Origin of the sequence: Vibrio glycogenivorans, assembly GCF_051660965.1 — a bacterium.
Classification (GTDB): Bacteria; Pseudomonadota; Gammaproteobacteria; order Enterobacterales; family Vibrionaceae; genus Vibrio.
In genome coordinates this window covers 135,405-155,357 of record NZ_JBPVIS010000003.1, presented here as the reverse complement: position 1 = coordinate 155,357, position 19,953 = coordinate 135,405, and the positions used below count along the sequence as shown (strand labels likewise).

Annotated in this window: 15 protein-coding genes; 4 read left to right on the top strand and 11 right to left on the bottom strand. The window is 46.8% G+C overall.

Going from position 1 to position 19,953, the window contains the following annotated elements; all coding sequences use genetic code 11:
* Positions 1–160: 160 nt before the first annotated feature.
* Positions 161–1,069: a YeiH family protein gene (locus tag ACSTTG_RS08885; RefSeq protein ID WP_438474530.1), complete on the bottom strand. Its 909-nt coding sequence runs from the start codon at positions 1,067–1,069 to the stop codon at positions 161–163.
* Positions 1,070–1,263: 194 nt separating this feature from the next.
* Here ACSTTG_RS08885 and ACSTTG_RS08880 point away from each other — a divergent pair, with 194 nt between their 5' ends.
* The gene (locus tag ACSTTG_RS08880) at positions 1,264–2,193 is read left to right on the top strand and encodes a LysR substrate-binding domain-containing protein (protein ID WP_438474529.1); all 930 of its coding nucleotides are present in this window, start codon (positions 1,264–1,266) and stop codon (positions 2,191–2,193) included.
* A gap of 11 nt (positions 2,194–2,204) precedes the next feature.
* Here the strand turns inward: ACSTTG_RS08880 and ACSTTG_RS08875 are convergent, their stop codons facing one another.
* The gene (locus ACSTTG_RS08875; RefSeq protein WP_438474528.1) at positions 2,205–2,435 is read right to left on the bottom strand and encodes a hypothetical protein; all 231 of its coding nucleotides are present in this window, start codon (positions 2,433–2,435) and stop codon (positions 2,205–2,207) included.
* Positions 2,436–2,798: 363 nt separating this feature from the next.
* Between ACSTTG_RS08875 and ACSTTG_RS08870 the strand changes: the two genes are divergently transcribed.
* Positions 2,799–3,362, top strand: a complete 564-nt coding sequence (locus tag ACSTTG_RS08870; RefSeq protein ID WP_438458810.1) for a sugar O-acetyltransferase — start codon at positions 2,799–2,801, stop codon at positions 3,360–3,362.
* A 125-nt stretch (positions 3,363–3,487) separates the two neighbouring features.
* Here ACSTTG_RS08870 and ACSTTG_RS08865 read toward each other — a convergent pair whose 3' ends face one another.
* On the bottom strand, positions 3,488–4,354 hold the full coding sequence (locus tag ACSTTG_RS08865; protein WP_438474791.1) for a DMT family transporter: 867 nt from the start codon (positions 4,352–4,354) through the stop codon (positions 3,488–3,490).
* 129 nt (positions 4,355–4,483) lie between these two features.
* On the opposite strand from ACSTTG_RS08865, the gene ACSTTG_RS08860 reads away from it, so the two are divergent.
* Positions 4,484–5,791, top strand: a complete 1,308-nt coding sequence (locus tag ACSTTG_RS08860) for an ABC1 kinase family protein (RefSeq protein ID WP_438474789.1) — start codon at positions 4,484–4,486, stop codon at positions 5,789–5,791.
* 50 nt (positions 5,792–5,841) lie between these two features.
* Here the strand turns inward: ACSTTG_RS08860 and ACSTTG_RS08855 are convergent, their stop codons facing one another.
* From ACSTTG_RS08855 to ACSTTG_RS08845, 3 genes are read right to left on the bottom strand one after another with little or no spacing between them, the layout of a single operon-like run.
* Positions 5,842–6,951, bottom strand: a complete 1,110-nt coding sequence (locus ACSTTG_RS08855; protein ID WP_438474527.1) for an outer membrane beta-barrel protein — start codon at positions 6,949–6,951, stop codon at positions 5,842–5,844.
* A 1-nt stretch (position 6,952) separates the two neighbouring features.
* Positions 6,953–7,426, bottom strand: coding sequence for a hypothetical protein (locus ACSTTG_RS08850; RefSeq protein WP_438458812.1), 474 nt, complete (start codon positions 7,424–7,426; stop codon positions 6,953–6,955).
* A gap of 16 nt (positions 7,427–7,442) precedes the next feature.
* Entirely contained in the window at positions 7,443–10,616 is a 3,174-nt protein-coding gene (locus ACSTTG_RS08845; protein ID WP_438474526.1) for a response regulator, read from the bottom strand.
* Between the two features lie 392 nt (positions 10,617–11,008).
* Between ACSTTG_RS08845 and ACSTTG_RS08840 the strand changes: the two genes are divergently transcribed.
* Positions 11,009–11,911, top strand: a complete 903-nt coding sequence (locus ACSTTG_RS08840; protein WP_438458814.1) for a sigma-70 family RNA polymerase sigma factor — start codon at positions 11,009–11,011, stop codon at positions 11,909–11,911.
* A gap of 222 nt (positions 11,912–12,133) precedes the next feature.
* Here ACSTTG_RS08840 and ACSTTG_RS08835 read toward each other — a convergent pair whose 3' ends face one another.
* The 5 genes from ACSTTG_RS08835 to ACSTTG_RS08815 all read right to left on the bottom strand — a co-directional run bounded on the left by ACSTTG_RS08835 (position 12,134) and on the right by ACSTTG_RS08815 (position 19,951).
* Complete coding sequence (locus tag ACSTTG_RS08835) at positions 12,134–12,475, bottom strand: hypothetical protein (RefSeq protein WP_438474525.1); 342 nt, start codon at positions 12,473–12,475, stop codon at positions 12,134–12,136.
* A 97-nt stretch (positions 12,476–12,572) separates the two neighbouring features.
* Positions 12,573–14,711: an ATP-binding cassette domain-containing protein gene (locus ACSTTG_RS08830; protein WP_438474524.1), complete on the bottom strand. Its 2,139-nt coding sequence runs from the start codon at positions 14,709–14,711 to the stop codon at positions 12,573–12,575.
* 3 nt (positions 14,712–14,714) lie between these two features.
* Complete coding sequence (locus ACSTTG_RS08825) at positions 14,715–16,325, bottom strand: ABC transporter transmembrane domain-containing protein (protein WP_438474523.1); 1,611 nt, start codon at positions 16,323–16,325, stop codon at positions 14,715–14,717.
* Between the two features lie 22 nt (positions 16,326–16,347).
* Positions 16,348–17,736, bottom strand: a complete 1,389-nt coding sequence (locus tag ACSTTG_RS08820) for a TolC family protein (RefSeq protein ID WP_438474522.1) — start codon at positions 17,734–17,736, stop codon at positions 16,348–16,350.
* Entirely contained in the window at positions 17,711–19,951 is a 2,241-nt protein-coding gene (locus tag ACSTTG_RS08815) for an ATP-binding response regulator (RefSeq protein WP_438458819.1), read from the bottom strand. Before ACSTTG_RS08815 ends, ACSTTG_RS08820 begins: the two co-directional genes overlap by 26 nt.
* Between the last annotated feature and the right edge of the window lie 2 nt (positions 19,952–19,953).

The window sequence follows — 19,953 nt, the reverse complement described above, 5'->3', positions numbered from 1 at the left end:
TGCAAGATCACTAATTGACGGCTTTTATTGGTTATTGATGAGACTATCGGTTCATCAGCGCAACTTTGTCGTATACCCAAGCAACCCCAAGATGCAGTTTCAGCTAAGTAAACTTGCCCGAAGGGAGCCAATATACATCTTGAGGTCACTTGGGTATATCTCACATCAGCCAAATCAATGAACCAATCGAAATAAAACACCACAAGCTGATGCCAAGCACCATTGGCTTAATGCCGGCTGCTTTGAGGTTATCAATAGAGATGCCAGAGCCGATCAGGAACAAACACAACACAAGTGTTTGCTTGGCTACAGAGAAGATACCCGAATAGATCAACTCAAACTGCGGAAGCCAATCACTGATCAAGATCGCGAGGCAGTAGAAGAGGATAAAGTATGGAATGCTCACCTTGCCGTTGTCGCTGCGAAAAATAAGCGCACTGACAAAAGCGACGGGAACAATCCATAGCGCTCGCGCAAGTTTGAGGGTGGTCGCGGTGAGCAGCGCTTGTTCACCATAGGCAGACGCCGCTCCCACAACTGAGGAAGTATCGTGTATGGCGATAGCTGCCCATTGACCGAAGGTGACTTGGTCTAAATTCAAGGCATGCCCTATGACCGGAAAGATAAATAGAGCAATCGAGTTGAGGACAAAGATAGTGGCGAGAGCAAGCCCTATCTGCTGGTCTTTGGCTTTGATGGCTGGCGCGACGGCAGCTATGGCACTACCACCACAAATCGCAGTTCCCGCAGAGATCAAATAACTCAGGACCGTGTCGAGTTGCAGCAGCTTCGCCAGCAGCATACCTAAGGCAAAGGTGGCGGCAATACTAGTGACAATCAGACCAATACCGTCACCGGTCACGACGAGGGCCTGCTCAAGACTGATGCCAAAGCCAAGACCAATAATTGAGTAAGACAGTAGTTTTTTGGTCCATTTGCTAACCGGGAATTGGGTTGGCACCATGCCAAAAGAGGACAAAGCAAAGCCCAGGGTTAACGCCATAGGCGATGAAATCCAAGGCGTGAGACACAGGAGTCCGACGATGTAAAAAAGGGTTCGTTTATTCATGTTCATTTATTCGAGGAACTAAAGTCCTGCTCCTGTGCAGTCCAGCATCTAATCACCAGTGGTGAATACCAGGTAAAGTTTGATTGCTTTTCAAGAGTGCTGCGATGGGTATCGAGAGAATGAGAGCATAATACATGGAAAATAAGTTTAAATAAATTTAAACTTATTTTATCAATGTTTAATAGAATTTAACGATGGCTTCAGGAATCACACTCCGTCAGTTGACGATATTTCTGCATGTTTCACAGTCAGGCAGCTTAAGTGATGCTGCGGCAAAACTCTACCTGTCAAAAGCAGCGGTCAGCATTGCTATCTCGGAGCTGGAGAAGCAACTCGGGCATACTGTGTTTGATCGCATTAATAATCGACTTCAGCTCAATCATCAAGGCAAACAGTTACAACCCTTAGCGGATGAATTACTGGCTAGGCATGCAGAAATCGAGCAGTTGGGGCAAAAAGAATACTCGTCCCTGGCAGGGTTGAAACTGGGAGCAAGTCAAACCATTGGAAATCACATGCTACCTTCAATCTTAGCTGCGCTGAATGCGCAATATCAGGATGCCGGGTTGCAGGGGGATAAACTTGGTTTGATTGATCCAAACATTCAAATTACCAATCATGAATCCTTGTGTGACCAGGTAGCTGAATTTAAGTTAGACATTGGTTTAACTGAGGGGCAGGTGAGCCATTCAGACTTAGTGGCGTTGCCTTTTGCCAGTGATGAAATGGTGATTGCTTGTCCGCCCAATAGCACATTGAGTATGGATAAACCAATGAGTTTAGATGAGCTATCTGATCAACAGTGGCTGTTGAGGGAGTATGGTTCAGGCAGTCGCGAGTATTTCATTAAACACGTTTCCCCTTCACTCACGAGTTGGGGGGAGCTCTATCAATTTAACTCTGCAACAGCCATTATCAATGGTGTCAGTGCGGGATTGGGTTTTTGCTGTTTATCAAACTTATCGCTTGATGCGAGTCGAGTAGCACAGAAGCTACAAAGAGTGAAGTTGGACAGGCCTTTGACGCGTGAGTATTCGATTGTGCTGCACAAAAATAAGTTTCGCAGCGTTGGGCTCAATCAGTTGGTTGGGTTTATGCAAAGCTGGGCCAAGAGCCAATCTTGAGGCGTAAGCGGTTAGTCCTGCTCGCGGAATAGGGCTTGAAGGGCGTCTAACTCATCCTCTGTCAATATGGTTTGAGGTTGAGTACGACGTAAATGCAGCTCTTGCTCGAGACGAATTAATTGCTCGCTCGAGAGTCGGCCGACTTGTGAAATGAGTTCACTGAATTTTTCATTATCCATAAGGCTGATCTCACTACTGCTCGCTTTTGTTGTATCTGTTTGGTTGCACATGGTCTCTTTCATCGCAGGACCTTGTATTCTCAATAGGCAAAAAGCATACGTCTAGCACGTCATTTACAAAACAGTGTTTGGACAGATTTGTGTCAAGTCTGTGCAAAGTAACGCCAAGTTAAGCAACATGACACCTATTAAACTTAGGATCTAGCACGCCATTATCCAAGTTGTATTGCCGTTAATTGGCACAGGATCTCATTTCTATAAGTGACCAATGATTCAAAGAGCCGAACCGGTAGAGCCAGAGTTGGCGTAAATAATGTGACCTAGTTAGTCGTTTAGACAAATGTTTGATGAATGGCTTGTGAAAGAGGGATATTCCACTGCACTATTCGCAAATTCAATCCAATCATTGTTAAGTGAAGTAAGTAAATGAGAACCGAAAAAGAAAAAATGTTGGCCGGTGAGGCCTATGATGCGTGGGATGAAACTTTATACAACGAGCGAATTGAGTGTCGTAAAACCTTGATGGAGTTAAATAACTCAATCCCCAATTCTGAAGAGTGGCGAGACGCAATTGACAAGCTTATTCCGGACTCTGAGCAAGCGTTTCTTGAACCCCCTTTTCGTTGTGACTACGGCTACAACATCAAGCTGGGCAAAAACTTCTATGCCAATTTCAATTGCGTAGTGCTAGATGTCGCCCCTGTCAAGATTGGTGACAATGTGATGTTTGCGCCAAACGTGCAGATTTATACTGCAGGTCATCCACTTGATGTTGAGCAACGAGTGGTAGAAGGCGTTGAGTTTGGTCTGCCAATCACCATTGGCGACAATGTTTGGCTCGGAGGCGGGGTGATCGTCTGTCCAGGTGTCACGATTGGCGAAAACACCGTTATTGGCGCAGGCAGTGTTGTCACCAAAGACATCCCGGCCAATGTCCTCGCCGCAGGCAGCCCATGTAAAATCATCCGCCCAATCGATAACAACCAGTGATGAATGTTGAGGTCACTTGGGTATACATCTATCACTAGTTGGCGTACTGCGAAATTGACCTCTGTTTGGTAACTCCTCGAAACCCGCAACGAAGTGTAACCCGCCCCTCGCCAACTAAAATAGCGTTAGTGAAGTTTTCGCAGGCTGCCTAAGCGATAAAACAGCAAAGAAAATAGAAGTAGTCCACAGCCTACCAGCTTGGTAGCAGGCATCGCTTCGGCGTAGATCAAAACGCTCAGTACAACCGTCCAAACCGGCTCGAGCAGCATCAAAATCGCAGCTGAGGTTGGCTGGGCAAATTTTTGTCCGCTGGTTTGCATCACATAGCGGATGCTGGTGGCGAGCAATACGCTCAGCGCAAACCATTTCAGCGTCGGTGCCGAAAGGGTGCTTGGCCATTGCTCAACAGCGGCTGAGAGCAGTGTACCAATGATTCCAATCACGAACAGTTGAATAGTAGTCAGCGCCAGCGGTGGGATTGTAGAGGCGTATTTGCTGTTGAGGTTAAAGTGAACGGCCAGTGCCATCGCAGAAAGTAAAAACAGTAATTGGCTGCTTGCGAACACGAATCCGCCGTCGTAAGAGAGCAAAAAAAGTCCGAGCGCAGCAATGGGCAGTGACCACCAAAATAGGCGAGTAGGCTTTTGGCCGAACATTACCCAGGCGACGATGGGAACGAACAGCATCGATAGGCTCATAATAAACGCGCCCTCGCCCAAGGTATCTGAGATAGAGATGGCATAAATCCAACAGAAAATCGCACACCCAAGTACCACTCCGACACCCATCGCTGATGATAACGCTTTGCTCGGGATCCGACGCAGTGTTTTGCAACAAAAAGGCAAAAGAAAAACACTGGCAAGAAAAAAGCGCGTACCAATAAACATAAACGGCGGCATCTCTTGCACCGCTTCTTTTGAAAACACCCATCCTGCAGCTGCGAGTAGGGTGGTCAGAACTATGATTAAGTCGCCTTTGTTGATCATTTTCATCGGAATAGGGTTGGAAATCTCTGGGTCGCTATGATACTGCAACACGAGGTTTGCTACCTATTAGTTATTCGTGCGTAGGAACTAAAAATTACTAATAGATGATATAGGCGACCTATGTTGATGAAAGACGTGTTAATGAAAGAGAGCAACCTACCAACGCACAGAGTGGCTCGTTTTGGTAAGTTTGCATCCCTTGCTACGCGCGTAGCGACAAACGTGGTGACTGAGGGCTCCAAACAGTGGTTTAAAGGACAGCGTCCCAATATGAGAGACTTGGTGCTGACACCACACAATATTGCTCACCTGGCGGATCAGCTTGCTCAGTTACGTGGCGCAGCCATGAAGCTCGGTCAAATGCTCTCGATGGATGCCGGGGAACTGATTGACCCAGATTTGGCTGAAATCCTCGCACGATTGCGCTCTGATGCCAATCCAATGCCAGCAAAACAACTTGCACAGGCGCTTGAAGATGGTTTAGGTGTTGACTGGAAACAGCATTTTTTGGCGTTTAACTTCAAACCTGTTGCCAGCGCATCGATTGGCCAAGTCCATCATGCCTATGCTGAAAACGGCGACTCACTGGCAATCAAGGTTCAATATCCTGGGATTAGAAAGAGTATTGATAGTGACGTAGATAACGTCGGTACACTGCTTAACATGGTGGGATTGATCCCTGAGGGGGTAAATTATTCCGAGTTACTTGAAGATGCCAAGCAGCAGCTTCATTTTGAGGCTGACTACCAGCGTGAGGCAAGATTTGCGGAGCGCTATGGGCAGTTACTTGCAGGGGATAGCAACTTTGTTGTGCCCAAAATCATTCGCCACTGCTCAAGTGATAGTGTGTTATCGATGGAATACCTCAATGGGATTGCTATCGAAGATTTGGCCGGACACGATCAGGCGACCCGTGACCATGTTATGACCAAATTGCTCGAGCTGCTATTCAAAGAAATTTTTGAATATCGCTTGGTGCAAACCGACCCTAACTTTGCCAACTACCTTTACCTAGAAGAGACCCAACAGATTGGTCTACTCGATTTTGGTGCCACAAGAGAGTACGACGAGCGGATCTGTGAGGGTTACCGCTTAGCGTTTGCTGCGGTGATGCGCAGTGATAATCAAGGGCTTAATGCCGCACTCGAGCAGATAGGGTTTTTCAGTGAAGAGATTGCGGATGAGCAGAGACAATCGGTTCTTAATTTGGTCTCGATTGCCTGCGAGCCGATGTTGGTGCAAGGGCGATACAATTTTGCTACCAGTGATTTGGCACCAAGACTTCGCGATGCTGGAGCAGCGCTGAGTTTGGAGCAGGGGTACTGGCATACGCCTCCGGTCGAGGCGTTGTTTTTGCATCGCAAGATCGCGGGGTTATACCTTCTCGCTGCTAGGTTAAAAGTACGCGTCGATATCCACAAATTAGTCCAGTGTTATTTGTGAAGCAAGCCAAACAGTGGGCGGTGATAGTGGTATCACCGCCTCTCGCGTTTCTAAAATACAAAGTTAACCATAATGGTGTAAACATTAGCATCAGTATCATCACCTAATTCTGCACCTTCGGCTACCGCGAATGCACCTCCGTATGGTGTAAACGCTTTGAATTTTTGCCACTCGGCATTAACAGACACGTTCGGCAGCAAATCATAACGCGCTCCCAACGTGAAACTATTGCCCGCTTTTCTAAAATTAGAGTGCTGAGAGTCTGAATACTGTTGACCAAAAATTGCGTAAGGAGTCAGCTTATTTACATTATATTCTGCACCCGAATACCATGACTGTCTCTGGTCGCTCGCTTGCGCTTCAAAAGTAAGAGTAGCTTGGCCAAATTCATACTCGAAGCCTGCAGCGTAGAGATCAACCTCGACATCTCGAGTTGGTATGGTGACGGTCCCACCAAAAGGAAGGAATGGAATCTCACCAGGACCAACTTGGAGTATAGCATCTGCGTCATATTTGGATCGAAGGTAGGTTAAGTATGCTCGATAGTTTTCACCAGTGATAATGCTATTCAAACCAACGGTGTATTGTGTCTCGATCTCCAGTCTAAATGTAGGTGTGTAATCAACGGTATTACTATCTTTAAACCCTACAAATGGAGTCAGCGTCAATGTAGTAGTATCGAAATCATGATTCCAAGTTGCGCTGACCCCATTGAAAGCCGTGATTCCCAAAATTCCGTCATAAACTTCACTTGGTGGTCTTGCATAGGTATAGGCGTGACCGACATAAAAGTACTCAGATTTTAAAAATACTGGAAGTCTAAGCCGACCGACTTTGGCCTCAAAGTTATCCCATTCGTAGCCAATGTAAGCCCACTCTAGCTCAGGCTCTCCCCAATCATCTTGTGGTCGTTTAACCACCTGAGCAGATGCTTTTAAGGCCTCATGATAAAAGTCGAGTTGTAGGCCTAATATTGTGTCACAATCAAAACAGTTAGAGTCGTCTATGTTACGATTAATTAAAACAGGTGTTTCATTGTCACTCGTCGCCCAAGAAGTAGTACCAAACCCACTAACTGAAAGGTTATCTGTGAGATCAATCGCTGCCATGGTTTGGAGTGGAAGTAAGCAAAGCGTCCCGTAAATAATATTCTTTTTCATGTTATTTCTCCGCACCAACGACATAGATAATATTGGCATTCTCTGGTACTAACCTCAGAGGGGCATAACCAATACGGCTGGGATCATCATTCAACCATTCAATTAACTGATTAACGTTATTACCATCAATCTCTTTGGGGGGCCTAGCTTTGCCCGAAAATGACAAGCTTGCCCAATGGGCGTTCATCTGAGCTACGGTTTTACCCAGCAGAGATTTATAAAACTCTTCGCGCACATTGGTTCCTTCGGGCCAGTCAGACAGCTCGATTCGCTCGCCTTGGAGCTTTTTGGTTTTCCCACGATAGAGCTTTTTGGCCTTACTCACACTCAGTTGTTCAAACTCAGGATTAAGAGAGATGATCGCGAACTGCTCAGAAGCAGAGAGGGCGAATGAAGTGGATAGGGGAGAGAGACCTAACAACACTGCAAAATAGGCCGCTCGATTAAAAAGTGTTCTCGAAAAAAGTTTTTTCATAGTTAACCTCTCCCTGCTAGACGATGCTTTGCATCTGCTGAAGGAGTTTTTCCTTTTTAATTGGCTTAGGTACATAAGCATCCATACCAGAGTCGTAACACTTCTGTATATCGTCATCGATAACACTGGCTGTGAGGGCTATGATTGGGGTTCGATTGAGACCCTCTTGTTGTTCATAGGCCCGTATCTCCTTGGTGGCTTCGTATCCGTCTTTGATTGGCATCATGCAGTCCATCAGGATAATGTCGAAGTTACCGCTGAGATAGGTGTTGATGGCCTCCTGACCGTTGTTGGCGATTTCATATTGATAGCCGGCCTTCTCCAAAAACAGGCTAGTCACCATTTGATTAACCTTGTTGTCTTCTACGAGCATGACCCGTTCTTTTTTGTCCTCTAACGGGACATTGGGTTGTGCACTGACGTTGTGTGAATCTGGAGTTTTAGTTGGGGCTTGTGGCCGCTTATCATCCACAGCCTTTGAGGTGCTCTCTGAGGCTAGATTCTCAGAGGTTGTAGCAACTCCCTGAGGACTAACGCTGGAATCGATGTGATCAAAGATCTTTTCTTTGAGCTGATTACCTTTAAACGGTTTTTGTACGTAACCGTCCATGCCTACATCAAAACAGCGTTGGACATCATCGTCGACCACACTGGCGGTGAGGGCAATGATCGGAGTCTTGCGGGTATTAGTGTCTTTTTCCCATTGGCGAATCTCAATCACCGCTTCAAAGCCATCTTTAATCGGCATCATGCAATCCATGAGGATCAAGTTGTAACGTGCGCCACCACTAATGATATCTACCGCTTCTTGACCGTCGTTGGCGATGTCAAAATCAAAACCTAGGCGAGAGACGTGTAAGCTGGCAATTTTCTGATTAACCTTGTTGTCCTCGACAATCAATAGTCGTTGCTTGACCTCGAATTGGCTATCTTCCTTGGCTACCGACTGAGTCATTGCTTTGTCGCAATTCTCAATCGCTTTAACCAGGCGAAGTCCGAAAACAGGGTTGGTGACTAGGGCAGAGATACTGCTTTTATAATCAAAATTTTGGCTGGCAAAGTGCTGAACCAGACAGATGCGGTTATTGTTACCCTCTAGTTGGGTAAAGGCGTCGACGAGGTCATTAGCTTGACTTGCAGAGGACTCAAGATACACGACAAGCGCTTTGGCAAGGTCGGATTCTAATTGAGAAATTGAACTCACGGTTTGTTTGATAGGTAATTTGTAAACCTGCATCTCATGCAGTAACGACTCTAACGCCGCCGAAGGCTCGCCGACCAGCACAATCGGTGCCTTGATTGCGTGTTTCGGTGTGTAGTCTTGCTTATCAAGAGGCACCTCTAAGACAAAGCTGAAACGGCTACCCACTCCTTTTTCAGAATGGAGCGCAATCTTACCCCCCATCAACTCAACCAGTTGGGTACTAATTGCCAGGCCAAGCCCAGTCCCCCCAAATTGACGTGTTGTAGAGCTGTCCTCTTGGGAGAAAGGCTCGAAAATCTTGCGTTGCTGCTCAGCATCGATACCAATGCCAGAATCCTGTACAGCAAACTCTATCTTGGCATTGTTATCGGTGAGCTCTAGGCATTGAGCGCTGAGCTCGACAGTGCCCTCGCTGGTAAACTTAACGGCATTGGACAAGAAGTTCATCAGCACTTGACTAAGACGGTGATCATCGATGATTAAGCTGTAGGGCATATCATTGCTGATGTTGATATTGAGGCCTATCTCTTTCTCTTTGACTTTGGGCATTACAATCGAGGCGAGATCATAGACAGTTTCTCTCAAGCTCGAAGCGTGGGGGCTCACAATCAACATGCCGGACTCTATCTTAGAGAAGTCGAGAATATCATTGATCAGGGTGAGCAATAGATGCGAAGAGGTCTCGATGGTGTCAACATACTCACGCTGCGTCGCGGTCAGTTGGGTGTCCGATAATACCTCAGAGATACCAATCACACCGTTGAGCGGGGTACGGATCTCATGTGACATATTAGCTAAGAAACTGCTTTTTGCCTTGCTCGCCATAATGGCATCGTCTTTAGCCTTTTCAGCTACTTCAATCGCATGTTTGAGCTTTTCTTGCGCATGCTTTCGCTCAACCGTTAGTCGCTCCACCTCGTTGGCGAAGGTATTAAGCTCATCTTTACCCTTGATATGTGATGAGAGAGCCAGGCCATCTGGAGTGCGCTCATCAATAAGGTACTCCAGTACCAATTTGAGGTTGTTGGTGACATGGCGCGAGAAGCGCACAGTCACAATCACAACCGCCAAGCTGATCACGATGAGTGTCAGGGTGAAGCCGGTGATTTGGTTTTTGGCAGCGGTGGCTTTTTGGTCCACCTCAGAGCGCAACTGACTTTCAATGTTATCCGCGACACCTTCAAGGAGTACACGCCGCTGCTCGAGTACAGAGAAGCCAACTTGGGCTTGCTCAAAGGCCACCTCAGCGATTTGCTCTTCCTCTAACAGGGTCTGCATGAATTCGCGACCTTGTGAAAATACTTGGTTGCCAAACACTTCAAGCATCAGTGATACCTGTTGTTCGTCGGCATTTAGGGCGATGAAGCGTTCGAGATAAAGAAGCTGGTTCTGACTTAGGGCTTGTATCTCATCGGCGATTTCTGAATCAAACTCGGCCTCTTGCAGATAGCTGTTATACAAAAGGTGACTTAAAGCGTTTTCCTTCAACCCCCAAAGCATCAACCACTCGATTCTGACCAAAGCGCCAAGGTCATCCTGAATGTCTTGCGGGGCAGCGTTGAGTTGCAGAGTTTCGATTTTAGTCAGCAACTCTTCGACGATGTCGGCTTGTGATTCGATAGCATCATATTGGTCATAGGCATCTTCGCTTTCATAGAGGAACTCAACCGCCTCCTGCATTTCTGCCATACGCTCAGCCAACTGGTCATCTAAGGGGAATAGGTTGGGCAACAAGGGGATCTGGATAGCGTGGCTATTGTCCAGTTGTTGTAACGCATCTTGTTTTGTCAGCAACTCCTTATCTGCGACGATTGACGAGGAGAGGTGATCGATAAATTGTGAGGCGGATTTAATTTTCTCTAAATCTTGAACCTGGTTTTGCAGCCCGTGTACTTGATTGAATGCCAAGGCCGCCACGAGAATAATTGGCAATAATACCAGCCCAATGAGCTTATATCTTACTGATAAATCGTGCCATAGCGTCATAAATAATACCCAAATAATGCATAGATCTGTTTACTACAGAAATCAGTCTAGGATACAAAATCTCACTTTCAGGAAAAAAAGCACAAAAACACCCCTCCTTTGCTATAGTTGTAAAAGTGAGATACTTAGGTAGCTCAAAAGTGAGCCTGTTGTTAATGAATTGTGTAAAAAGTTAGTGATTTTTGTGTTTCTCATTGTTAATATTGCTAAGCTTTTCCCCACAAGAGGGTAGCAATTCATTTACATGTGTTGATTGAACAAATACTTAACAAAAGCGTAACGCAACACACGTTAGATGTATTGAAAAGGCGTGCTGTCAAGCTGGCTATGGATGGTGAATCGGTCAGGTAGTACGAATCAAAAACATTAATGTTGGTTCAGGGGAACGACGTATGGAAGGAAATAGCCGTTGCAGAGCAAGGGAGCAGGTCAGGGAAGAGAGAGAAGAGAACCAAACAGGGTTCTCAAGCAGCCGTTCCTATGATCCTTACTCCAACTATATTTCTGATATTGTGGGTATCGATCTGTTATCTCCCGAAGAAGAGCTTCATTACGCACGCCTCAATCGTGCCGGTGATGTGAGTGCTCGTGATACCCTTATAGAGGCGAATCTGCGCTTGGTGGTAAAGATTGCCAAAAGCTATACCCGACGTAATCTTGGTAACCTCAATCTGCTCGATGTGATTGAAGAGGGTAACATCGGTTTGATTAAGGCGATTGAAAAGTTCGATCCAGAGTTGGGTTATCGTTTCTCTACTTACGCAGTATGGTGGATCAGAGAGAGCATTGAATCTGCTTTAATGAACACTAGCCGTACAGTGCGAATCCCAGTGCATGTGGTTAAAGAGATCAATAAACTCGCCTCAAAGAGTTCTGCTTTTCACAGGGCGGAATCACACGCCAGCTCGGTTTCTGAGCTCGCCGATGAAGCGCAAATGTCAGTAGAGAAGGTGAGTGAGTTGGTAAAATTGAGCGGCTTTATCGAGACTTCAACCACTGCAGATATCCTCTCTCGTCCACTTACTTTAGATGAGTGCGAGAGTGAGACCTGTGTCGATCCACTGGATATGTTTCAAGATCAAGAGTTTGGGACTTCACTTGAGCATGTGATTGATTCTCTGCCAGAGAAGCTGAAAATGATTCTTATCAATCGTTATGGGCTGTTTAATACCCCAGCAAAAACCCTAGCTGAAGTGGGGCAGATCTTAGGTATCTCCAACGAGCGAGTAAGACAACTACAAATAGAGGCCATCGACAGGATACAAAAACGGCTGATGAATGATGGATGGGTTTGAGCAAAAAAGAGGACTTAGGTCCTCTTTTTTTCCCTGTCGGGAAGAGGCGAGAGGCGAGATCGCTGCGCTTCGAGAGGCGAGAACCATATCGTAAGGAGTTGAGTCCTAAATCGAATGTCAATGTTTAAGTCCGTTTCCAGACTCATTTCTGGATCGAGGGAATATCACGCGAGACAAGCTACTCGCTTCTCGCAGGGCAAAGCCCGATCTCGCCTCTCGATTCTACGATTGCAGTTCCGTATCAGCAAGGCAAGTCAGTTGTTCGAGTGCTTCTTGGCTGGCATTGCAATAGGGCCAGTGGTGGGTGAGGTGTTGTAGTGCGTCTCTATATTGGTTTGACTTGAGTAAGAAGACGATGGTGGCTTCATAGCGGGTGCGGTCGGCTTTTGCCTTGGTCATTGGCTTGGTATGACAGTGCCTGGTACTTGGCAGAAAGCCCTCGTGATACCAGATGTCAAGGATATCCCTGATTTCCTCTCTCGCGCTCGCTAAGTACGCGTCGACACAGTCGCTGCACGTGCAAGGAGGGTGAACACTGTGTTGTTTAAGGTTGCTTCTTCGCATATGAATCCATTTCAGCTAGCCTGAACTAAGGCCGTATCTATAATCCTATCACCAAAAATTATCTCAAAATTGAGATTGGTTCACAAGTGAGAATTTGCTAGCCCATACTCGCTAAGTACTTGTCTGTAAGGCCAAAATACTTGCTGTTACCATCTGCCTCCAACACCATGCTAAGGTTGGTTGAGGAGATTAGGTTGGTGTCGTTTGACGAAAAGACCACTGTTTTTTTGAGCAACTTGTCACTAAAGAGTTGGTTAAAATAGTGGGCGTTTTCCTTTTCAGAGCCACAGAATGGCTCGTCAATGATGTAGATCTGCTGCTCAAGCGTGCCAAGACCTAAAGCGAGACGCAGCTTTTGTTGCACGCTGTTGGGAAAGCCCTGGACGATATCCATCGAGAGTTCGGTACTTAACCCCTCCTTAAACCAGTATCCAAGATCAAAGAACTCAATCCACTCGTTCATTTGCGTGGTCGGCATAACACCATTGTGGAAAATAAAGTTGGCTTCGAGGCTACCATCGAAGATATGCAGCTCAAAAGGGATATGACAAATCGACTTTCTAAAACGAAAGCTATTGAATTGCTTAATGTTATACCCATCAAAATACACAGCGCCTTGGTAGCGATCTTCCATCCCGGTTAGCACATTGAGTAGGGTCGTTTTGCCACTGCCTGAAGGACCGGACACTACGGTTTTTGAGCCTGGCGCCATCTTGAAGCCAAGGTTAGTCAGTCCAGTTGTGGCACCCAGATAGCGGTGAGTGATGCCACTGCCAACAATTAAGCCCTCAAACTGACGCACCGGGGGACTTTTATGCAGGGTCAACTTATCATCACCCAGCGCCATCAGGTTGTTTATCTGCGCGGCTGATGCCTTTAACGATTGGAACTTTGAGATCGAGTTGTAGATCCCCATGATAGGCCCTAATGCCTTCCAGACTAAGATCACCGTGGCCAGCATCGCCCCTGCATCTGAGGTGCCATCCATCACGCCTACCACCGCAACCACGATACTCGCCGTACCTATCACCTGGATTAAGCTTCCCCCAGCGGCTTGAACTTTACTATTGGTCACTGCAACGCGCTCTGCATCACCGGTGCTTTGGCTGTGGCAAGCGCGAAAACGTGATTGGATCACACGCAGCAGTGGAAGTCCCTGTATGGTGCGAATTCCACGCAATATCTCGTTCCATTGGTAGGAGACCATAGCGTTGGCTCGCGAGCTTTGTGAGGTTGCTTGGGTGTATTGATAACGTGAGTAGACACAGAAAACTAGCATTAAAAGTAGTCCAGTGAATACCACAATCGCAGCGGTACCCGACATAAAGGCAATAGCGATGATAAACACAATCACAAACGGCATATCGAAATAACTCATGGTCGATTCAGCAGTGACCAAGCGGCGGAAATTGTCGATATCCTTAAGGCGAGCTAACTGGCTTGAAACGCCTGCGCTGGATGTCATTGAGTAGGGTAGCCACAGCAGCTTAGACACCACGTTTTTTGAGATGTGCACGGCGAGATCTTTGCCTGAGGTACTGATGATCTTGACCCGGAGCTTTTTAAACGTGTACTCAGCAAAGGCAACGATAATCGCAAACAGTGTCAGCCAGTACAGGGTGCTCACCGAGCTGGAGGTGAGGGCAAAATTATACACGCTCATAATAAAAAACGGCTGCAGCGCGCCGAGGACACTGATGGCAAAGCTCAGTATGATCAGGCTCTTTAGTTCACTGTTGTAACGATAAAAAGAATATTTAATCCAGTTGGACTTATCCTGTGATTCCGGCGGTGGCTCGCGAAACAGCCGCGAATATTCGCTGATCGAAATAGTCGTACAGGGGGTGTTGCTCGCTTCAATCTCGAAGGTGGTATTGTTGTTGTAATCAAAAAGAATCAGCTTATTGTCATGATGGCCGACCAAGATTGCGCACAAGTTTTCGATTTTGACGAAGCAGATGTTAGTGAAAGTCTGCAACTCAAAGGTGTTGCGGTGCTTTTCGATATTGCACTGATAGCTCAATCGCTCGAGCGTTTCGGTGAACGCGTCGGTATCATTAGTTGCTGGGACAAAGGCGTCACTGAGTAGGCTGGGTGTGCCCTCCCACTCAACTGAGATAAGCAAATAAGCCAACCCCCGCAATAGCGGAGAGTGGCGATAGCGTTCATCATACGCAGCGTCATCAAAGTCTGCTAAGCGCTGAGAGATATTGTTGAAATCGACTAAGATACCCATAACTTAACTCTCCACCGTCTGTTTCTGTGTCGCGGCGAACTCACGCTCGAGGCTGATCTTTTTCAGTTTAGCGGTGGCGTCAATCTTGTTGCTTGCCACGATAGTGATCTTGTTTTGCGTACGACTGATCAGTGAAGCAAGAATCTTTCTGACGAAGGTTTCGTCATAGACAGCGTCAATGTCATCTAAAATAATCAGTGGTTTATCTGCAAGAATCGCTCGAACAACCAGCAGCGAATACACAACCTGGCGTGAAAACGGCATGCGCTGATTACCACTTAACTCGGTATAAAAGCCATTCGGCAGGCTGTCGATCTGCGCCTTGATACCAAGTGTTTCACACAGTGAATAGGCCGCGGTATTTGAACTTGGCTTGAAACAGGTGAGATTATCGATGATCGAGCCCTCAACAAAGGTACTGCGGTTATTGATCAGGATGACGCTGTTCTTCCATACGTTGTAGTTGATATCGTCAAGCGATTTATCATTGATCAGGATAGCAAGCTGAGGGTCGTGTTTCTGCCTTGCTAGGCAAGAGGACAAATGGGTTTTGCCGGTACCACTGCGTCCAGTCAATAGAAAAGCAGTGCCACGGTTCAGTTCAATCCGCTTACCATTAGGGAATGTGACCTTGATGGTTTCTACATCCATATCCTCATCTTGCTGATTCTGATCGGCGACTAGGTCAAGTACTTCAGCAATACGCTGGATGTGCATTTTGTTCAACTTCCAGCGACTGAGCGTACGCATAACTTGCTGGTAAGGGGCAAAGTAGCGGTTGGTGAGCATGATGATCGCGGCCATGATACCTTGACTGGATTCTAGGTTAATGACCGCCGATGCCAGTAACACCACCACACAGGCGATTGATAACTGCTGGATAAGAGATAGGACTAGGCCAAAGTGTGACTCAATTTGCTCATAATTGATGCTCTCGGTCTCACGCTCTTTGATCATCTCGGTCATCAAGCTTTCTACCCGATACTCCATATTCCGCGCCTTGATATCCATAGGGCTTGAGACGATTTCGATGATTTTTGAGGTGGTGAGACCCTCAATATCGGACTTGCTCTGCAAGTTGGCGACTTTTTTCTCTGATAATCGCACGGCAGCAATGGCCAGCACCGTTGAGGCTATGATCAGAGTTATCCCTGCGCCGAGGTTAATCACACCAATCAAGGCAATGGTAATAATACTGACGGCTAAGTTAATCAGGGCTCTGACGGATTCCCCGCCAAAAAAGGCTTTGATTTCGGGGATCGTGGCGATCCGCTCTAAATACTCGCCCGGCTCACGGGTACGGAACTTGGAAAATTCAGCCAAACAGATCGAGCGAAAAACCTTGTTAGTCAGGTTGGTCTCAAACTGACTCATCAGCGCGGAAGAGATCTTTTCCTCTTGCGCTTTAAGTTGATAGTCGAGATAGATGGCGCCAAGGATAATGGTGAACAGTAAATAGAGCGTATCTTTGGCTTGGTTGGGTAAAACCCGGTCAAAGATGATCAGAATGGAAAACGGCAGCACCAAGCCAAGCAAAGTTGAGAGGATCGTCGATGCGGTGAGATACAGCTTGTCGGCGAGGTTTATCTTTTGTGAAAAGTGTTCAGTTTGCATAGTGTTGTCTCTCCCTCGCTCGTTATTCCAATAGGTGCATTGGAATTAACTCCTCATCACTTTGTGAACTCATGTCGGTCATCAGGTCCATCATATTTTGCATGGAGATGAGCGAGAGAGAGCCTTTGGATTTCTCCAAATTAATAATGTTGATCACATAGTCGTAGCGAGTGTTTTGGTAATCCCGCACCGCATTAAACAGCTTACTTTCGGCGGCGAGAAGGTCGGTGATGGTCCGGGTGCCCAATTGCTGTGCGCGCTGGATACCACGGTAGGAGGAATAGTTAGCGCGAATAATTCGTTCAAAACTATCGACTGATTGGGCTAGGTCGTTAACGTCCATGATCAGGGAGTTAACGTCATTGCGCGTCGAGATCAAGGTGTCTTGATATAGCAGCTCTTGACGTTCGATGGCCAAGGCATTTTTTTTGTAGTCATAGTAGTCAGAGCCGCCGGAGGTGATGGGAATGCTGAGGTTGAGGCTGACGCTGGCTGAATCTGAGTTACCTGTTGCAGTTGGGTCTTGGAGATCCTCAAAGCTGTGCGCGTAGTCATAGCTATAGCTACCCGATAACGACAATGAGGGCAGGAAGGTGGCGCCGCTCTCTTTTAGGCTCTGGCGACTGATATCCAAGGTGTTTTTCGAGATCAGCACGCTGCTGTTATATCTTAGCGACTCCTCTATCAACTGACGGGTTTGCTGTTGGTCAAACTCATCGAGCTCAGCACGGCTATACAAGTCTTGCGAGGGAGTGATTGGGTTTTGGATGAGAACAGCGAGATCGTTGAGGATCACTTGGCGGTCTTTTCTCAAGCTTCTGAGCCGGTTACTGACTTCCTCTTTTTGTGATACGACTTCATAGAGCTCACTGCCTGCAGTGTTACCTAATTCTACATTGCGACGCATCTGCGTTTCACGAGAATTGGATGATTTGAGTTCCACCTCGGTTGCTTTTATTTGGGCGTTATTTTTAAGGTATTCAAAGTAGCTGGTGGCGATTTCGACGATAGTGCCTTGAATTTTGTCGTCGTGATTGAGCTCTTCGGTGTTGAAATTCAGTTTGGCGGTTTGATATTTGTAGATATCCCCAAGGTTAAATAGTGTTTGTGATAGCGAGAGGGCAGCGCCACTGGAGTGAGAGTAAGAGGTGGCATCGACGGCACCGGTGCGGTTGCTGTGGCTTCGGCTCCAGTTAGTGTTGGCACTTGCTGTCAGTGAGGGCAAGAATTTTGAGCGGCTGATGAAGATGCTGTTCTCACTCTCCTCTAAGCCCTTAGCGCTCGCGCGCAGGGAAATATTATTATCTAGGCCCAGCTCAACCGCCTCTAGCAGGGTAGTGGCTTGGCTAGCTGAGCTGACTGCAGTGAGCAGCACTAGCAAGGGGTTAATAGAGCTTTTGAACCGCAACATACTTATTAATCACCTTGACGATTTCATCGCTTTTGTAGGGTTTGCTGATCACAAAGTCCATCCCGGCCTCGATACAGGCTTGGTGCTCTTGGCTACTGGTCAGTGCTGTGGCGCCAATGATGGTACAGGGCATTAGGTCTTGTTCTTGCTCGTGAATTCGAATCAGTTTGGTGGCCTCCATACCATTCATGCCGGGCATGATGCAGTCCATAAAGATAATATCGGTGCGCTGCTGCTTGTAGTGCTCAACCGCATCAGTACCATCGTTGACTACATCAGGTTCGTATTCCTGACTGGTTAGTATTCGTTTGAGTAAGATTTGCTGTACTCGATCGTCTTCGACAATCAAGAAGGAGCTGTTTTGAGCGTTGTCCTCAGTGCTCTCAGTCTCAAGGGCGGTCAAAAGAGCCGGAGTGAACTCAAAACCTATAAACGGGAGATAAAATATTTTGTCGACGTAGGATAGGGTCTCTTGAGCCATTTGTGCCGAGGAAACGGACAGGAACAACTTGGTCTCTGGTGCTGCTTTCAGTTGCGCTTTGACGGTCTTACTGAAGCTGGGCAGTTTTTTGCTATCGAGCGTATCGGTGAGGATAATCGCATCATAGTCTTTAAATTTACCCGCCAGCTTAAACAATTCGTTTGGGCTATCGATAGCCGTGATCGTGGCGCCAGTCGGCTCTAAGGTAGTTTGTAAGATATCGACCTGGAGCTGGGAGTTGGACAGCACGAGTAGTTGGCGATTATCTAGCTTGGTTTCATCTGACAAATAGCTCTTTACACTCAGATCGATTTGCAATTGGAAACAGACCTGGTTACCGGATTGCAGCCATTGAATTGAAAAATGGCTGTCATCATTAAGCAGTGTTCTTGCCAACTCCTCATTGCTGGTTGGCGGGTTAGTGTGTCTACTCCAGTGAAGTGTATCGAGTTTGCTTAATGTGACATTTGATGTCGTAAGGAAATAAACGCTGATGGTCAGCTTGGTTTTCTCAACGCTGCTCGAGGCACCTGAGGTGGCCTTGACCAGTATGTGCTGGCTATTTTGTACCTGCAATGCGCTAGATAATTGAAGAAATAAGATCCAGAACAATTGGGTCGATTGGCCTTGTACTCGGTTAGGAATGCCATTGTCGATATAGCACTCTAGGCGCGTTTGCTCGCGCGAGGTTTTAGAGTGCAGGTGGATCACAAGTTCTGACAACACATTTGGCAGGGCAAAGTCTTTCTGTTCGGTATCCCCGCCTTTTGAAATGAGGCGATTATAATTGTCCGCCAGCTCTGACAGGGTATTGGCCGCTGAGGTAATGTCTCTCGCCATCGCCACACCGCTGTCATCCGTCTCTTGAACCAGGTATTGGATGCCACCATTGATGGTGGTGGTGATGCTACGAATCTCGTAACCGATCAACGCATACAGTTGCTTGTAGAGATCATTGACCTGTTTCTGTCGTTCACTGCCCTCTAGGATTTGCTTGAGGGTGGAGTAAATTTGGCGAAGATGAACATTTAAAGCGGTATCATTGAGCTGCGCTCGCAGGGCCGTGGTGTCCATATTTTCGATTTGTTTGGCCAAATGCTGGTAGCCTGAGCTGATGTCTTGTGAGCCATGCCTAACTTTTTTCAGCCGAAGATAAAGCAAGTTCACGGCTAATACCCCAAGAGCCAAAGCGGCAGCGATCAACCACATTAGGCGATGGTAATACTGATCTTTTTCATTGAGCTCCATTGCTAGTAGCGCTTGGGTTAAGGCTGAGTGATTCTGTTCAAAATGAACGCCTGCAGTAACCAAAGCATCATAAAGAGCTCGGGTAGCAATATATTCGCTATCGGCACTACGAAGGTAGCGAGCGAGAGCTAATTGTAGATTGGTGTACTCAATAGCACCGACTAAGCTAAGGCTACTCTTGTCCAACGACGCACCTTTTATCAAGTCATCGAGTGATTGTTGGATAGTCAATAGCTGCTGACTAATTTCAGCAAACATACAATCTTCGACGACAAAACAGTCTTGTAAAGCAAGGGTCACAGAAGAGAGCGTTTCATTGAGGGTTTTGGAGGCGATGACCAACTCATTGCTGGCCACAGAATCTATCGGTGTGATTTGTTGCCACTTGTAGAACATCATACCGACCAACACGGCAATTGCCACAAACAAGCCTATGCTGATTCGGTATATAGAGAGAGTGAGTAGCGGTTTCTGTATTTTAGCCATAT

Bases quoted from the DNA above. Each gene is read 5' to 3' on its own strand.
- ACSTTG_RS08820 (WP_438474522.1), bottom strand. From the start codon at position 17,736: ATGTTGCGGTTCAAAAGCTCTATTAACCCCTTGCTAGTGCTGCTCACT.
- ACSTTG_RS08870 (WP_438458810.1), top strand. From the start codon at position 2,799: ATGAGAACCGAAAAAGAAAAAATGTTGGCCGGTGAGGCCTATGATGCG.
- ACSTTG_RS08855 (WP_438474527.1), bottom strand. From the start codon at position 6,951: ATGAAAAAGAATATTATTTACGGGACGCTTTGCTTACTTCCACTCCAA.
- ACSTTG_RS08815 (WP_438458819.1), bottom strand. From the start codon at position 19,951: ATGGCTAAAATACAGAAACCGCTACTCACTCTCTCTATATACCGAATC.
- ACSTTG_RS08830 (WP_438474524.1), bottom strand. From the start codon at position 14,711: ATGGGTATCTTAGTCGATTTCAACAATATCTCTCAGCGCTTAGCAGAC.
- ACSTTG_RS08845 (WP_438474526.1), bottom strand. From the start codon at position 10,616: ATGACGCTATGGCACGATTTATCAGTAAGATATAAGCTCATTGGGCTG.
- ACSTTG_RS08875 (WP_438474528.1), bottom strand. From the start codon at position 2,435: ATGAAAGAGACCATGTGCAACCAAACAGATACAACAAAAGCGAGCAGT.
- ACSTTG_RS08880 (WP_438474529.1), top strand. From the start codon at position 1,264: ATGGCTTCAGGAATCACACTCCGTCAGTTGACGATATTTCTGCATGTT.
- ACSTTG_RS08840 (WP_438458814.1), top strand. From the start codon at position 11,009: ATGGAAGGAAATAGCCGTTGCAGAGCAAGGGAGCAGGTCAGGGAAGAG.
- ACSTTG_RS08825 (WP_438474523.1), bottom strand. From the start codon at position 16,325: ATGCAAACTGAACACTTTTCACAAAAGATAAACCTCGCCGACAAGCTG.
- ACSTTG_RS08850 (WP_438458812.1), bottom strand. From the start codon at position 7,426: ATGAAAAAACTTTTTTCGAGAACACTTTTTAATCGAGCGGCCTATTTT.
- ACSTTG_RS08865 (WP_438474791.1), bottom strand. From the start codon at position 4,354: ATGAAAATGATCAACAAAGGCGACTTAATCATAGTTCTGACCACCCTA.
- ACSTTG_RS08835 (WP_438474525.1), bottom strand. From the start codon at position 12,475: ATGCGAAGAAGCAACCTTAAACAACACAGTGTTCACCCTCCTTGCACG.
- ACSTTG_RS08885 (WP_438474530.1), bottom strand. From the start codon at position 1,069: ATGAATAAACGAACCCTTTTTTACATCGTCGGACTCCTGTGTCTCACG.